Consider the following 14,995-nt stretch of genomic DNA (forward strand, 5'->3'; position numbering starts at 1 on the left):
CTCCCGCCCGTACCTGAGACCCGGACCGAAGCGCCCGCCCGGCGCGAGGCCGAATCCCAACTCGTGGAGTCCTGATGCCCCCCAAGAACGCGACCGAGGGCCCTGTCGCCGTCCTGGTCGTCACCTGGAACAGCGCCGCGGTGCTCCCGGAGTTCATCGCGTCGCTGCCCGACGGCATGGCCGGCCTGGACTGGCGGCTCGTCGTCGCCGACAACGACTCGTCCGACGACACGGTCGACCTGTTGCGCGCCCTCGCCCCCGACGCCACCCTCGTGCAGACCGGCCGCAACGCCGGGTACGCCGCCGGCGTCAACGCGGCGCTGGGCGCCGCCGCCCGGTGGGAGGGCGGCTTCCGGGCCGCGCTGGTGTGCAACCCCGACATCCGCATGCGGCAGGGCTGCGCCAAACTGCTGGTCGACGCGCTGGACACCGGGCTGCCCGACGGCGACCGCGTCGGGATCAGCGTGCCGCTGCTGTACGAGGAGGAGGACGGTGCGCCCCTGCACTCGCTGCGCCGCGAGTCGAGCGTGAGCCGGGCCCTGGGCGAGGCGGTCGTGGGCAACCGCAGGGCCGGCCGCTTCCCGCGCTGGAGCGAACTGGTCACCGACCCCGCCGCGTACGCGGCCCCGACCCGCGCCGACTGGGCGACCGGGGCCCTGATGGCGCTGTCGGCGCAGTGCCTGGACGCCTGCGGCCCGTGGGACGAGTCGTTCTTCCTGTACTCCGAGGAGACCGAGTACTGCCTGCGGGCCGGGGACCGCGGCTGGGCGACCCGGTTGGAGCCCGCGGCCGGCGCCCTGCACCTCGGCGGCGACTCGCAGGTCTCGCCGCGCCTGTGGACCCTGCTGACCCTCAACCGCGTCCGCCTCTACCGGCGCCGGCACGGCCCGGTGGCGACCGCCGCCTTCCGGGCGGCGGTCCTGCTGCGCGAGACCTCCCGCGCCGCGCTGGGCAGGCCCGCGAGCCGCGCGGCGGCCGCCGCCCTGCTCAGCCCGTCGGCCCTGCGCGCGACTCCCGGGCCGTGAGCCCCCCGGCGCCGCCCGCCTAGACGGGCGGCGCCGACCCCTCCCACGCGGTGTAGAAGCTCGCCGGGTTCACCAGGTACCGGACCGTGGCGCACGGGACGTGGCGCACCTCGTGGCGTCTGCTGTACCGGCGGACGAGCTCCCAGTCCTCGCGCGGCAGCACCTTCGGGGTCCGGCGGATCCGGCTGAAGTGCAGGGCGGCGGTGCGGCGGGCCACGAAGGCGTTGGTGTCCAGGAACGACTCGCGGGCAGACCTGCGGCGGTCGAAGGGCACCGACAGGATGTCCATGTCGGTCCCGTCGGGCAGGACCCGGCGCAGCGCCGTGTAGACGCCGTCGGGTCCCCCCGGCGCCTCCAGTACCGCCAGCGCCTGTTCCAGGTGGTCCGGCTCCCACCGGTTGTCGTCGTCCAGGAACGCGACGTACCGCGAACGGGTCAGCCGGATCCCGACGTTGCGGACCACGCCGGCGGTGGCCGTGTTCCGTGCCAGCGACACCGCGAACAGCCGGGGGTCCGCGGGCAGTTCCGGCAGCCCCGCGCCGTCGTCCACCACGATGACGACATGGTCGCGTACAGTCTGCCCGAGCGCGGAGGCCACCGCCGCGAGCAGCGCCTCCGGGCGCCGGTGGGTGGCGATCACCGTCGCGACCAGGGCCTCGGGCGGCCGCACCGGGCCGGCCGTCAGGCGCACCGTCTCGGCGTTCTCGAAGCGGCGCAGCCGCACCGCCGAGGGGGCCAGCAGGACCTTGTTCCTGGTCTCGAAGAGCACCAGCCAGCCGAAGGCCCACTTGAGCAGCTCCCAGGGGAGCCGGGCGATACGGCGCATCGTGACCTCTTTCGGACGGGCGGGCGCTGACGTCCCGGTCGGGCGGTGTTCATGGCGGTGTCAGACGAGGGATCCGGCGGCGACGGGCACGCCGGTCGACATCCGGTTGTTGCTCCACACATTTCCGGCGCCGCCCGCGTTCCAGGCGGTGACCGGACCGTACACGCCGCACTTGGGGTGGAACTGCGTCGAGAAGACATTGTTGGTGACCTTGATGCCGGTGGCACCCTTGTTGCCCCCGTACAGGGCGTACGCGCCGCCGGCGATCCAGTTGCCGTCCACAACGGTGTTGGACACGACGCCGGTGTCCGCGAACAGTCCGATGCTGGCGGAGGCGCCCTGCTCGGCGCTGGTGGCGTTGAGCAGGGTGTTGTGCCGGATGATCAGCTGGCCCTTGTTGCCGCCGCCGCTGATCACCGCGTCGGTGTGCTGCCACTCACCGCCCAGGTTCCGGAACGGGACGATGTCGTGCACGTAGTTGTCGTGGAGGTTGCCCTGCCCCATCGACAGGGCGTTGCCGAACACCGAGATGTCGTTCCAGCCGACCTCGACGGAGCTCTCCCCCATGTTGGAGACGGCGTAGTCCACGCCGCCGTTGTCGGGCCCCTTGCCCGGTACGGCGGTGATCTCGGAGTGCAGGACCCGCAGCCCGCTGAAGCCGGGACGCAGGTTGATCCCCCACCAGTTGTCCGAGGTGATCTTGGTGTCGATGATCGTGACGTTGTTGGCGTAGACGTCGAGCGAGCCGGTGATGTTCCAGCCCTTGATGACCATGCCGTCGGTCTTGACGGTCATGGCCCCGGTGTTGTGCGCCGCGATGGCGGTGCGCGGACCGGTGGTCCGCGCGTCGGGGAAGCCGCAGGCGGCGGCCGAGGCGCACGGCCCCGACGCCGGGGGCTGCCCGGTCCCGCCGCTCGTGCTCCCGGTGGTGGGGGGCCGCACCGTCGGGAGCGGCACGGGCGTGCCGCTGCCGGCGCCGGGCACGGTCGTGCCCGGCTTCGTGGGCGGAACCGCGTCATCGGGGGGAGCGCTCTGCCCCGGGCATGTCATCGCGGTGTCCGGGCAGTCGGCGACGGAGCGCTCGCCGTTACTGGAGCGCGTCGCCACAAAGACGGTGAACGCGCCGGCGAGCACGATACCCGCCAGTAATAAGCGCAGCAGATGGCCTTTTCGTCTGAGCATACGACCCACCTTGTGGTCTCTCGTCGATCCATGGTGCCGGGCCGGTCGCCCTGGAAAGCATCGTTCTGCCGTTCTCTCTCGACTTGCTGACTCTCGACTTCATGACGCGTGACCTCATGACGGGTGACCTCATGCGATCTTCCGGTGCTTGCCGCCGCTGGGCCGGGTGCCCCGCAGGAAGTCGCGGCTGGGCAGCACGCACAGCACGTAGACGCCCAGCGCGACGGTTCCGATGGCGAGGAGCGCGAGCCGGCTGTCGCCGAACCCCCGCTCCAGGCCGAGGACGACCCCGGCCATGACGGCCCCGCCGAGGAAGGGCCACGCGCAGGCGCGGGCGACCGACCCCAGGCTGATGCCGCCCCGGCGCAGCGCGAAGAGGAACACCGGCACCACGAGGCCGCCGGCGACCAGGACATGGCCCTGGGCGACCCCGACGATGCCGTCGGCCCGTCCGGCGAAGATCAGGACCGGGATGAGCGCGACGAGCCACAGCCCCTGCACCATGATCAGGGAACGGCGCTGCCCGATGGCGACCAGGCAGTCGTACGCCAGCTCGCAGCCGATGCGCACCAGCCCGAGCACCATCAGCCAGGGCAGTGCCCCGGCGGCGGGGAGCCACTGGTCCCCGTAGACGAGGGTGACGATCGGGCCCGCGAGGACTCCCAGCAGCACGCACAGCGGGACCGTGCCGGTGATCAGGACGCCCAGCGCGCGGCTGAACCCCTGGGCGAGCGCCTGGGGTGAGTCGGCGAGCCGGGAGAACCCGGCGAAGGAGACCCGGCGTGCCGCCTCGGAGATGATCCGCACCGGCCAGCCCGACATGTTGAACGCGAGCACGTAGAAGCCCAGGGCCACCTTGTCGGTGGTGGAGCCGACCACCATCGTGTCCACGTTGACCACGCCGAGGGCCAGCATGCTGGCGCCCGCCAGCGGCAGCCCGAACCGGAGCAGCGCCCGCGCCTGCTCGGGGTTCCAGCCGAACCGCAGCGTGCCCGGCGCCGCCACGCAGCAGCCGACCAGGGCCGCGACGTTGCCCGCCACCGCTCCCCAGGCGAAGCTCATCGCACCCCAGCCCTCGAAGGCCAGCAGCAGGGTCACGCCGGTGCTCAGCACGAAGTTGAGCGCGTCGATGACCATCCGTTTGCCCTGGGCGAACTCCCGGGTGAGGAAGCCGGCGGGCACCTGCGACAGTCCGTCGAGGACCACGCACAGGCACATCACCCGCAGGACGCCCGAGGCTTCGGGCGAGCCCAGCAGCCGCGCGACGGTCGGGGCCGCCGTGAACAGCGCCGCGTACAGCAGACAGCTGGAGATCGCGCTGAGGGTCAGGACGGTCGGTGCGAAGCGGCGGGCGTCGCCCTCCCAGCGCACGATGGCCAGTCCGACGCCCAGTTCGTTCGCGGACAGCAGGACCAGCAGCACCGTCTGGGCGATGCCGTACACGCCCCAGTCCGCCGGCCCCAGGACGAAGCGCGCCAGGATGATGCCCGTGACGAAGTTGCCCAGCCGCATGACGACGGTGTTGACCAGGCTCCACCGGGCGGCCGATCTGACCTTCTGCCCCAGTGACGGCGGGGCGGGCTCGGTTGCGGCGTCAGGGGTGGTTTCGAGGGCGGTGGAGGAGTCCGTTCCGGTCCCGGCGGCGCCCACCGAAGTGGCGGGGGTGCCGGTCGTACCGGGCGATTCGCCGGCCGTGGGGGCCGTTACGCGTGCCCTTTCCATGGGTCGACTCCTTGTCGAGTGGCTCGCAGAATGTGCGGGTCACACAAACCGGTGCGCTTCTGTCTCGGTCGTTGAGGAGTCGGTTTCCTCGACCGGCTTGGACCATCGGGGCGCCGGTCGGGCCGCCGGCCCTTCCGGGTGCTCGGCCCCGGCCGGCCGGTCCCCCGCCGGCTGGGCGGCGGCCGGCTGTGCGGCGGCCTGCGGCTGCTCGTCCGGCGTGTCCTCGGCGGCCGGCAGTTCCTCGTCCGCGGGGTGCGCAACGGGTCGCGGCCGACGCCGGGCCTCGACGTAGAACGTGGCGACCAGGCTCGTCACCAGCCCCAGCCCGCCCGCCATGATGAGGTATTCCAGCCGTGTCTTGGTCTGAGCCACGGGGTTCTGCGGCGGCACGATCGTCGTCATGCGGATCATGGCGTTCGGTGCGACGGACTGCTCCGTCTGGAACTGCTGCAACCGGCTCTCGGCGTACTCCGTCAGGATCTTGTCCGACTCCAGGACGCTGTCCGGGTCGGTGCCGGTCACGGTCAGCCACATCAACGGGCCCTGCGCGTTGTCGGCGATCATCGCCTGGTAGACCCCGGTGACCCCGCGCGCCTTGAGGTCCGCGATCGAGGCGTCGGAGTTGAGGTTGCGGGCGAGGCTGTCCGCCATCCCGGTGAGTGACGTCTGGGTGCTCAGGAACGGGTTGCCGTCGAAGGCGACCGTGGCCTTCTGCGAGTTGAGGAGGGCCACGGTGCTCTGCGACTGGTACGTGATCGGCACCACCAGGTACACGCCGGCCGTCAGTGCCGCGGTGAGCAGCAGTCCGGGCAGCAGGACGTACCAGCGCCTGCGCATGACCCGGCAGATCTCTGCGAGATCCATGGTGGTTCCCCCTCGCGGCCCACGTGGTGGGTATCGCGCGCCGCGGCAGCCGCGACACTGTCGTATCCGTTCCGTTCGCCGGCCCGCCCCCGTGCCGACTGTGATCGAGCATATGGCGCTTCCCGATCGGGTGCGGCCGGTTCCGGCCCCCTCCGGGCGGCCGTCCCCGCGGCCGCCCGACTCCTTGCGAACCGTACCTAGTTGCCCGGGTCGTCCCCGGCCCGCAGGTCGGTGGGTCTGGGCCGGCTGCGCGCGGTGCCCCCCTCCAGCAGGACGTCGGCGATGCGGTCGCTGGCGTGCCCGTCCCACAGCTCCGGGCAGCGGGCCGCGGGCGGGTGGTCGAGGACCTGGTTGACCGTGGCGACGATCCGCTCCGGATCCCGGCCCGCCAGCACGTTGGTGCCCTGCTCGACGGTGATCGGCCGTTCCGTGTTGTCCCGCAGCGTCACGCACGGCACGCCCAGCGCGGTGGTCTCCTCCTGGATGCCGCCCGAGTCCGTCAGCACGATGCGGGCGGCGTCCTGCAGGGCGATGAAGTCGAGGTACCCGGCCGCCGGCACGAGCCGGATCCCACCGGGCACCCCCAGTTCGGCCAGTTTGCCGGCCGCCCGCGGGTGCACGGGCAGCAGCAGTGGACAGCGGTCGGCGATCTCACCGAGCGCCTTGAGCAGCGCGGTGAGCGCCTGCGGATCGTCCACGTTGGCCGGCCGGTGCAAGGTGACCAGGCCGTACTCGCCGCGGTGCAGTCCGTACCGCTCCAGCACGTCCGACGCCCTGGCCCGCTCCAGGTTGGCGAGCAGGGTGTCGATCATGACGTTGCCGACGACGTGGATCTGGTCGTCCCGGTACCCCTCGGCGCGCAGGTTCACCGCGGCGTCGGGCGACGGGGCCAGCAGATAGTCGCTGACCCGGTCGGTGGCGACGCGGTTGACCTCCTCCGGCATGCTCCAGTCGCGACTGCGCAGGCCGGCCTCGACGTGGGCCAGCAACGGGCCGGCCTTCGCGGTCACCAGGGCGCAGGCGAGGGTGGAGTTGATGTCGCCGACCACCACCACCGCGTCCGGGGCCACCTCGTCGAGCAGCGGCTCGAAGGCCGCCATCACCCGGCCGGTCTGCTGTGCGTGGGTGCCCGAGCCGACGCCCAGGAAGCGGTCGGGCGGCCGGATACCGAGATCGCGGAAGAACACGTCGTTCATGGACTCGTCGTAGTGCTGCCCGGTGTGGACCAGGACCACTTCGGCGCCCCGGCGCTCCAGTGCGTCCATCACCGGTTTGATCTTCATGTAGTTGGGTCGCGCTCCGGCGACGCAGATGATCCTCACGTGTTCAGAGCACCTCGATCGTGGGTCCGGCGGGGAGTTTGCGGCGGCAGTCGAGAATGAACGAGGCGTGCTCGGTGACGAGGTTGTAGTCGAAGGAGTCGTGGTCGGTGAGCAGGACGACCACGTCCGCCGCCGCGAGTTCCTTCTTGGTGGGTTCGACCCGGGTGACGCGGGCGTCGACCGCCATGCTCTCCACCACGTGCGGGTCCGCCGCCCGGACCTTGGCGCCCATGTTGAGCAGCAGTTGGGAGATGCGCAGCGCCGGCGATTCGCGGGCGTCGCCGGTGTTCTTCTTGTAGGCCAGCCCGAGCAGCAGGACGCGCGAGCCGTTCACCGAGCGGCGCTTGGTGTTGAGCGCGTCGATGATCCGGCGCGTGACGTACTCGGGCATGTGGCTGTTGATGTCGTTGGCCAGCTCGACGAAGCGGAAGCTCTGGCCGAGCTCGCGCTGCACCCGCCAGGACAGGTAGGACGGGTCGATCGGCAGGCAGTGCCCGCCGACGCCGGGGCCCGGCGTGAACTTCATGAAGCCGAACGGCTTGCTGGACGCCGCGTCGATGGCCTGCCAGACGTCGATGTCGAGGTGGCGCGCGAACATCGCGATCTCGTTGACCAGCGCGATGTTCACATGCCGGAAGGTGTTCTCCAGGAGTTTGGCCAGTTCGGCCTCCTTCGGCGAGCCGACCGGCACCGTGGTGTCGACCAGCTCGTCGTAGAAGCTCTGCACCGCCTTCAAGGACGCCGCGTCGACGCCCGAGACGACCTTCGGCGTCTGCTGGAAACCCCAGACGGGGTTGCCGGGGTCGATGCGCTCCGGGCTGTAGCCGAGATGGAAGTCGGCTCCGGCGGTCAGTCCCGAACCGTCCTCCAACAGCGGGGCGAACAGCTCCTGAGTGGTGCCCGGGTACGTGGTCGACTCCAGCACCACCGTGGCACCGGGGCGCAGGTAGCGCGCCAGGGTACGGGCCGACTCCTCGATGTAGCGCAGGTCCGGCACCCCTTCGTGCAGCGGCGTCGGCACGGTCACCACCGCGACGTCGAAGCCGCCGCAGTCCCGGGCCGACTCGCTCGCCCGGTACGCACCGCTGGCCGTGACGGCGCGCAGCCGCTCGGAGGAGACGTCCTCGACGTAGGACTCCCCCGCCGCCAGGCTCTTGACCCGCTGGGTCGCCACGTCGTAGCCGATCACCTCGTGACCGACCTCGGCGGCGCGGACGGCCAATGGCAGCCCGACATACCCCTGTCCCACCACGACGACGCGCATCAGTACCTCCTGTTGGCGAAACCGGTTGCCGGTGTGCGGCGGATGAGTTCCCGCGCCGTCATGACGAGGAAGAGGGCGTTGGTGGTGAAGTAGCGCCTGCCGAGCCGTCGGGGTTCCTGCAGCGTGCGGTAGAGCCATTCCAGGCCCATGCGCTGCCAGCGTTCGGGGGCGCGTTTGGTGATGCCGGCCAGGATGTCGAAGGAGCCGCCGACGCCGTGCACGACATGGGCGTCGGTGCGCTTGGCGTAGCCGGCGGTGAAGTTCTCCTTCTTGGGCGATGTCATGCCGAGGAAGAGCAGTTGGGCGCCGCTGTCGGCGATCGCGTCGGCGACGGCCTCCTGCTCGGTGTCGGCGAAGTACCCGTTGCGGCTGCCGGCCACCCGCAGGGCGGGGAAGCGCGCGCCGACCTGCTCCAGCATCAGCTGCAGCACCTCCTGCTTGGCGCCGAGGAAGTACACGGACAGGTCCGCCTTCTCGGCCGCCGCCAGCAGGCGCATGAACAGGTCGATGCCCGCGACCCGTTCCGGCAGCGGGGTCCGCAGCAGCTTGCCGGCCCACACGACCGCCTGGCCGTCGGCCAGGACGAGGTCGCAGCCGGCCACCGCGTGGGCGAGCCGGGGATCGCGCCGCATGTTGACCAGCTTCGCGGCGTTCACCATCCCGATCTCGAGCTGTTCGTCGTTCCGCACCGCCTCCAGGCAGCGCTGAACGGTTTCGTCCATGGTCATCGCGTCCAGTGGGACGCCGAACAAGGTCTGCCGCTTCATCTGGGCGCTCCCCCGAGCCAGGCGTGCAACATCCAGCCGAACTCGTACGGCCGGCATTCGCGGTCCACCGAGGCCGGGCGGAACACCCGGTCCAGTGGGGTGAGCCGCGCCTTCGGAACGACGCGGGTGGTGAGCCCGCGGGCGGCGCGGACGGCCTTCTTCGGGTCGCCGCGGAAGACCTTGCGCCAGGTGACCCCGAGCTCGTCGAGGATCAACGGCTCGGCGGCGGAACCGGCTTGGGCCGCGGCCGGCCCGGTCAGCTCCGGTACGTCCGTCATCCAGCGCAGCCCGCTGCGGATCGCCGCGGCGAAGTCGCTGCCGCCCGCGTCCGCGAGGTCGAACAGCGCGGTCGGGGCCATCGCGTGCTGGTGGACGCTGTAGACGGGATAGCCCTCGACGACTCCCGCCCGGCGCGCGTCGTAGTGCCACCACCACTGCCCGCCGTCGCCCTGCAGGGCGCAGATGCGGGCGGCACACGCCTCGGACGCGGCGAGCGCCTCCGGATCGCCGCCGCCGGCGTGGGCGCGGGCCAGGGCCTGCAGCGGGTAGGTCTGGTCCGCGAAGCAGGCCACGTGCGACCGGTACCACGGCACCAGGCCGGGCCCGGTGGCGTGCGGGAACAGCGGGCTGTCGCCGATCCTGGCCCGCAGAAGCCGGTCACGGGCGGCGGTGAGACGTTTCTCCACATCCACCGTGCCGCGCGCGGCCGCCAGGGCCGACAGCACCCAGGCCGCCTCGACCGTGTACTGCGGGCGGCCGGCCTCGTCGAGTGCCGCGACCCGCTCCAGCGCGTCCGACAGTTTGGGATGGCCGGTCTCGGCGGCGGCCCAGGCGATCAGCGCCGCGTCGCCGAGGTTGCGCACCGCGGGCAGTCGCTGGACCAGCAGCCCGGTGTATTCCTCGGCGCTGTGCCCGCCCAGGACGGCGCGCTGCCGCGCCTCGGGCAGGTACTGGGCGCCCAGCGCGGTGATCGCCGCGTACCGGGTGCTCGTCCCGCGCTGCTCCAGGTGCCAGGAGCCGTCGGGCGCGGCGGTTCCCGCCCGGGTGAAGACGAAGGTGTCGTCGCCGGGCACGTACATCCCCGGCAGTCCCGCCTCGGCCACCGCGAGGAGGCGTTCGGCGAGGGCGTGCAGCGGCCGGTCCGCGGCCGCGAGGGCGTCGAGTCGTGTCGTGGTCATCGCACCCCCACCCCGCTTCCGCGCCCGGCAGGGCGTACTGCGGTCGGTCCGGTGCGAGTTGCTGGGTCGTGCCGTTGATCAGGCCGTCGGTCCTCCCGACGGTGTCCGCCGCGCGCACCCGGCGAATCGGGTGCGACGGCGAGTCGTCTGCGCGGACCACGTATGTCCGAGCGGTGCGGCTCTGGCACACCTACCCCCCCTCTGGTCTCTCCTGGTTCAGACTTGCGGTTCTCGCTCCGCGGAGAGGGCCGTGCGTGACGCCGCCCGGGTCGGCCCGCGGGCATCGCCCCACCGATGCCGTGCGCCGATCGAACACCGCACTACCTGCGCCCGATCCGACCACCGGTCGGCATCGGGCGCGCCTGAACAGGCAGCATCCGTCGAAGCGGTTCTCACTTCGACCCCACTGCCACAGGTGCCCCCACCACGTACAAACCCCCACTGCGCACCGCGTGTTGCGTGCTCAGCTCGCGCGTACATACACACGGTATGCCTACGGATGTTCGCTGATCGGCCTTTTGAGGAATTGCGTACGCAACCTCACCGCGGCACGTCAGCCACGCTCGAAGAGCGCGCCCTCCTTCTCGTCGTGCAGCACTCCGGTGCTGGGACACTCCCAGACGCCCGGCTCACCGGTGCGCTCCACCAGCTTGACCCCGGCCCGTCCGACCCAGCCGACGCGGCGCGCCGGCACACCCGCCACCAGGGCGAAGTCCGGCACGTCCCGGGTGACCACGGCGCCGGCCGCGACCAGGGCCCAGCGCCCGACCCGCACCGGTGCGACACACACCGAACGGGCGCCCAGCGAGGCGCCTTCCAGCACCTCCACTCCGACGGGCTCCCAGTCCCCGCCGCGCTTCTGCTTCCCCGAAGGATCCACGGCGCGCGGGTAGAAGTCGTTGGTGAGCACGACGGCGGGGCCGACGAACACCCCGTCGCCGAGCACGGCGGGCTCGTACACCAGGGCGTGGTTCTGCAGCTTCACGTTGTCGCCGATCCGCACGCCGGGACCGACGTAGGCGCCCCGGCCGACGATGCAACTGCGGCCGAGCCGGGCCTGCTCGCGGATCTGCGCCAGATCCCAGACGGTGGTCCCGTCGCCGAGTTCCGCGGTGTCGTCCACCTGCGCGGTGGGTTGGATCCTGGCTCTCACGGCGTCGTCCCCTAACGGCGGGCGAGGGTGCACAAGTTGTGCAGGTCGAGCATAGGGGCTGTGAAGAGATCAACTACCCGGAGTCAACGGACTGTTCATGAATTCGCCTTCGGGGCCGGGGCGGCGAGGGCTCCCCGCTCGGGGCGTCCGGTGCCCGGGAAAACGAGAAGGCCCGCCGACCCGGGATGTTCTCCCAGGTCAACGGGCCTTGCTCAACGGGACCGGCTCAGCGGGCCCCCGCGGTGCGGCTGGTGTCAGCCGAGCGTCGCGATGGCGTCGTTGAACGTCTTCGACGGGCGCATCACGGCCGAGGCCTTGGCGTCGTCGGGACGGTAGTAGCTGCCGATGTCGGTCGGCGAGCCCTGGACGGCGATCAGCTCGTCGACGATGGTCCGCTCCTGCTCGGCCAGCGTCGTGGCCAGCGCGGTGAACGCCTCGGCCAGCTGTGCGTCGTCGGTCTGCCGGGCCAGCTCCTGCGCCCAGTACAGCGCCAGGTAGAAGTGGCTGCCGCGGTTGTCGATGCCGCCGAGCTTGCGGCTGGGCGACTTGTCCTCGTTCAGGAACGTGCCGGTCGCCCGGTCGAGGGTGTCGGCCAGGACCTGGGCGCGGGCGTTGCCCGTGCTCTGCGCGAGGTGCTCGAAGCTGACGGCCAGGGCGAGGAACTCACCCAGGCTGTCCCACCGCAGGTAGTTCTCCTTGAGCAGCTGCTGGACGTGCTTGGGGGCGGAGCCGCCGGCGCCCGTCTCGAACAGGCCGCCGCCGTTGATCAGCGGGACGACGGAGAGCATCTTGGCGCTCGTGCCGAGCTCCAGGATCGGGAAGAGGTCCGTCAGGTAGTCGCGCAGCACATTGCCGGTGACCGAGATGGTGTCCTCGCCGCGGCGGATGCGCTCCAGGGAGAACGCGATCGCCTGCTCCGGGGCCAGGATCTCGATCTGCAGCCCGTCGGTGTCGTGCTCGGGCAGGTACGCCTTCACCTTCGCGATCAGGTTGGCGTCGTGGGCACGGCTCTCGTCGAGCCAGAACACGGTCGGGTTGCCGGTGGCACGGGCCCGGTTGACCGCGAGCTTGACCCAGTCGCGGATCGGCACGTCCTTGGTCTGGCACATGCGGAACACGTCGCCGGCACCGACCGGCTGCTCCAGTACGGCATTGCCGGCCGCGTCGACGACCCGGACGGTGCCGGTGGCGGGGATCTCGAAGGTCTTGTCGTGGCTGCCGTACTCCTCGGCCGCCTGCGCCATCAGGCCGACGTTCGGGACGGAGCCCATGGTCGCCGGGTCGAAGGCGCCGTGCGCGCGGCAGTCGTCGATGACGACCTGGTAGATGCCGGCGTAGCTGCTGTCGGGGATGACGGCCAGGGTGTCGGCCTCCGAACCGTCCGGGCCCCACATGTGGCCCGAGGTGCGGATCATGGCCGGCATCGACGCGTCGACGATCACGTCGCTCGGCACGTGCAGGTTGGTGATGCCGCGGTCGGAGTCGACCATGGCCAGCTCGGGGCCCTCGGCCAGCTCGGCCTCGAAGGACGCCTTGACCGTCGCGCCCTCGGGCAGCGACTCCAGGCCCTTGAGGATGCCGCCGAGCCCGTCGTTGGGGCTCAGGCCGGCCGCGGCGAGCGCCTGGCCGTGCGCGGCGAACGTCTTGGGGAAGAAGGCCCGCACGACGTGGCCGAAGATGATCGGGTCGGAGACCTTCATCATCGTGGCCTTCAGGTGCACCGAGAACAGCACGCCCTCGGCCTTGGCACGGGCGACCTGCGCGGTGAAGAACTCCCGCAGCGCGGCCACGCGCATCACGGACGCGTCCACGACCTCGCCGGCGAGCACCGGGACCGACGCGCGCAGCACGGTGGTGGTGCCGTCGTCGCCCAGCAGCTCGATGCGCAGCGTGCTGTCCTCGGCGATGACCACGGACTTCTCGGTGGAGCGGAAGTCGTCGGCGGTCATGTGCGCGACGTTGGTCTTCGACTCGGCCGTCCACGCGCCCATGCGGTGCGGGTGCGCCTTGGCGTAGTTCTTGACGGACGTGGGCGCCCGGCGGTCGGAGTTGCCCTCGCGCAGCACCGGGTTGACGGCGCTGCCCTTGACCTTGTCGTAGCGGGCGCGGACGTCCCGGTCCTCGTCGGTCTTGGGGTCGTCCGGGTACTCCGGCAGCGCGTAGCCGATCTTCTGCAGCTCGGCGATGGCCGCCTTGAGCTGCGGGATCGAGGCCGAGATGTTCGGCAGCTTGACGATGTTGGCTTCGGGGGTCTTGGCGAGCTGACCGAGCTCGGCGAGCGCGTCATCGACGCGCTGACCCTCCGCGAGACGCTCCGGGAAGCTGGCGATGATACGGCCGCTGAGCGAAATGTCGCGGGTCTCCACACGGACACCCGCGGTCGAGGCATAGGCCTGGATCACCGGCAGGAGCGAATACGTCGCCAAGGCCGGGGCCTCGTCAGTGTGCGTATAGATGATGGTCGAGTCAGTCACCAGTACTCCGCTTCACGTCGACAACGTCTCGACATCAAGATATCTCGTGAGCGCCGATGTCCGAAACCGACCCCCGCCCCGGGCCGCGGCACCCCGGCGCCGGCGCCGTCGGCGAGCGGGCCCGGATTGGCCGAAAAGGCTCACTTGCCGCAGGGATCGCTCCGCCAGCACACTCACACCGGCACTCTTGCGGCATCCGTCATCCGAACCGGAAGTACCGGCGGTGTCTTCCGGAGTCAGAGTTGTCATGGACCTGCCGTTGCGTGCCTTCCCCCCACACGAGAGGAAGACCGTTGAAGAACTTCCTGAAGCCGCTCGGCCTCAGGCCCCTGGGCCTGAACCCACTCAAAAAGTACGCGGCGCTCGGCGCGATCACCCTCGCTGTCTTCAGCCTCCAGCCCCTCGACGCCCAGGCGAGCACCCCCACCCCGCAGCCCGGGCCGTCCGTCGTCGGCGGCACCCGCGCCGCGCAGGGCGAGTTCCCCTGGATGGTCCGGCTCTCCATGGGCTGCGGCGGCGCGCTGTACACCCAGCAGATCGTGCTGACCGCCGCACACTGCGTGAACGGCAGCGGCGCGAACACCTCCATCACCGCGACCGCGGGCGTCGTCGACCTCCAGAGCGGCAGCGCCGTCAAGGTCAAGTCCACCCGGGTGCTGCAGGCCCCCGGCTACAACGGCAGCGGCAAGGACTGGGCGCTGATCAAGCTCGCCAAGCCCATCAACCTCCCGACCCTGCCGATCGCCGGCACGACGGCGTACAACTCCGGCACCTTCGACATCGCCGGCTGGGGCGCCCGCAGCGAGGGCGGCGGCCAGCAGCGCTACCTGTACAAGGCCAAGGTGCCCTTCGTCAGCGACGCGTCCTGCAGCAGCTCCTACGGCGGCGACCTGATACCCGGCGAGGAGATCTGCGCCGGACTGCCCCAGGGCGGCATCGACACCTGCCAGGGCGACTCCGGCGGTCCGATGTTCCGCAAGGACAACAACAACCAGTGGGTCCAGGTCGGCATCGTCAGCTGGGGCGAGGGCTGCGCACGCGCCGGCTACCCCGGCGTCTACACCGAGGTGAGCACCTTCGCCTCCGCCATCCAGAGCGCCGCCGCCGGCCTCTGATTCAGCCCCCCCACGGGTGGCCCCGCCGCCCGCGCGAACCCACGCGCGGGCGGCGCCCGGGTCGCCCACGCACCCCCGGGCGCCGCCGCAACCGACCGATCGG

At 71.4% G+C, this 14,995-nt stretch carries 12 protein-coding genes; 2 read left to right on the plus strand and 10 right to left on the minus strand.

Annotated elements, in window-relative coordinates; all coding sequences use genetic code 11:
- The first annotated feature begins 74 nt into the window (after positions 1-74).
- Positions 75-1,025, plus strand: a complete 951-nt coding sequence (locus O3X23_RS27075) for a glycosyltransferase (protein ID WP_269274184.1) — start codon at positions 75-77, stop codon at positions 1,023-1,025.
- 19 nt (positions 1,026-1,044) lie between these two features.
- On the opposite strand, the gene O3X23_RS27080 is transcribed toward O3X23_RS27075, so the two are convergent.
- The 10 genes from O3X23_RS27080 to O3X23_RS27125 all read right to left on the minus strand — a co-directional run bounded on the left by O3X23_RS27080 (position 1,045) and on the right by O3X23_RS27125 (position 13,777).
- The gene (locus O3X23_RS27080) at positions 1,045-1,851 is read right to left on the minus strand and encodes a glycosyltransferase family 2 protein (RefSeq protein ID WP_269274185.1); all 807 of its coding nucleotides are present in this window, start codon (positions 1,849-1,851) and stop codon (positions 1,045-1,047) included.
- Between the two features lie 60 nt (positions 1,852-1,911).
- Positions 1,912-3,033, minus strand: a complete 1,122-nt coding sequence (locus O3X23_RS27085) for a hypothetical protein (RefSeq protein ID WP_269274186.1) — start codon at positions 3,031-3,033, stop codon at positions 1,912-1,914.
- 129 nt (positions 3,034-3,162) lie between these two features.
- Entirely contained in the window at positions 3,163-4,755 is a 1,593-nt protein-coding gene (locus O3X23_RS27090) for a lipopolysaccharide biosynthesis protein (RefSeq protein ID WP_269274187.1), read from the minus strand.
- Positions 4,756-4,794: 39 nt separating this feature from the next.
- The gene (locus O3X23_RS27095) at positions 4,795-5,619 is read right to left on the minus strand and encodes a chain length determinant protein (RefSeq protein ID WP_269274188.1); all 825 of its coding nucleotides are present in this window, start codon (positions 5,617-5,619) and stop codon (positions 4,795-4,797) included.
- 197 nt (positions 5,620-5,816) lie between these two features.
- On the minus strand, positions 5,817-6,941 hold the full coding sequence (gene wecB, locus O3X23_RS27100; protein WP_269274189.1) for a non-hydrolyzing UDP-N-acetylglucosamine 2-epimerase: 1,125 nt from the start codon (positions 6,939-6,941) through the stop codon (positions 5,817-5,819).
- Positions 6,942-6,945: 4 nt separating this feature from the next.
- Entirely contained in the window at positions 6,946-8,205 is a 1,260-nt protein-coding gene (locus O3X23_RS27105; protein WP_269274190.1) for a nucleotide sugar dehydrogenase, read from the minus strand.
- The gene (locus tag O3X23_RS27110) at positions 8,205-8,972 is read right to left on the minus strand and encodes a WecB/TagA/CpsF family glycosyltransferase (protein ID WP_269274191.1); all 768 of its coding nucleotides are present in this window, start codon (positions 8,970-8,972) and stop codon (positions 8,205-8,207) included. The genes O3X23_RS27105 and O3X23_RS27110 overlap by 1 nt, the downstream gene beginning before the upstream one ends.
- Positions 8,969-10,150 carry a hypothetical protein gene (locus O3X23_RS27115; RefSeq protein ID WP_269274192.1) on the minus strand — a complete coding sequence of 394 codons (1,182 nt, stop codon included), beginning with the start codon at positions 10,148-10,150 and terminating at the stop codon, positions 8,969-8,971. Before O3X23_RS27115 ends, O3X23_RS27110 begins: the two co-directional genes overlap by 4 nt.
- 553 nt (positions 10,151-10,703) lie before the next feature.
- Positions 10,704-11,303, minus strand: coding sequence for an acyltransferase (locus tag O3X23_RS27120; RefSeq protein ID WP_269274193.1), 600 nt, complete (start codon positions 11,301-11,303; stop codon positions 10,704-10,706).
- Between the two features lie 254 nt (positions 11,304-11,557).
- Positions 11,558-13,777 carry an NADP-dependent isocitrate dehydrogenase gene (locus tag O3X23_RS27125; RefSeq protein ID WP_269274194.1) on the minus strand — a complete coding sequence of 740 codons (2,220 nt, stop codon included), beginning with the start codon at positions 13,775-13,777 and terminating at the stop codon, positions 11,558-11,560.
- Positions 13,778-14,106: 329 nt separating this feature from the next.
- Here O3X23_RS27125 and O3X23_RS27130 point away from each other — a divergent pair, with 329 nt between their 5' ends.
- Positions 14,107-14,892 (plus strand): S1 family peptidase, encoded by a 786-nt coding sequence (locus O3X23_RS27130; RefSeq protein WP_443047988.1) that lies wholly within the window; start codon positions 14,107-14,109, stop codon positions 14,890-14,892.
- Positions 14,893-14,995: the final 103 nt, after the last annotated feature.

Origin of the sequence: Streptomyces sp. H39-S7 (genome assembly GCF_027158205.1) — a bacterium.
Taxonomy (GTDB): Bacteria; Actinomycetota; Actinomycetes; order Streptomycetales; family Streptomycetaceae; genus Actinacidiphila.

Bases quoted from the DNA above. Each gene is read 5' to 3' on its own strand.
- O3X23_RS27085 (WP_269274186.1), bottom strand. From the start codon at position 3,033: ATGCTCAGACGAAAAGGCCATCTGCTGCGCTTATTACTGGCGGGTATC.
- O3X23_RS27115 (WP_269274192.1), bottom strand. From the start codon at position 10,150: ATGACCACGACACGACTCGACGCCCTCGCGGCCGCGGACCGGCCGCTG.
- O3X23_RS27090 (WP_269274187.1), bottom strand. From the start codon at position 4,755: ATGGAAAGGGCACGCGTAACGGCCCCCACGGCCGGCGAATCGCCCGGT.
- O3X23_RS27095 (WP_269274188.1), bottom strand. From the start codon at position 5,619: ATGGATCTCGCAGAGATCTGCCGGGTCATGCGCAGGCGCTGGTACGTC.
- O3X23_RS27105 (WP_269274190.1), bottom strand. From the start codon at position 8,205: ATGCGCGTCGTCGTGGTGGGACAGGGGTATGTCGGGCTGCCATTGGCC.
- O3X23_RS27075 (WP_269274184.1), top strand. From the start codon at position 75: ATGCCCCCCAAGAACGCGACCGAGGGCCCTGTCGCCGTCCTGGTCGTC.
- O3X23_RS27110 (WP_269274191.1), bottom strand. From the start codon at position 8,972: ATGAAGCGGCAGACCTTGTTCGGCGTCCCACTGGACGCGATGACCATG.
- O3X23_RS27080 (WP_269274185.1), bottom strand. From the start codon at position 1,851: ATGCGCCGTATCGCCCGGCTCCCCTGGGAGCTGCTCAAGTGGGCCTTC.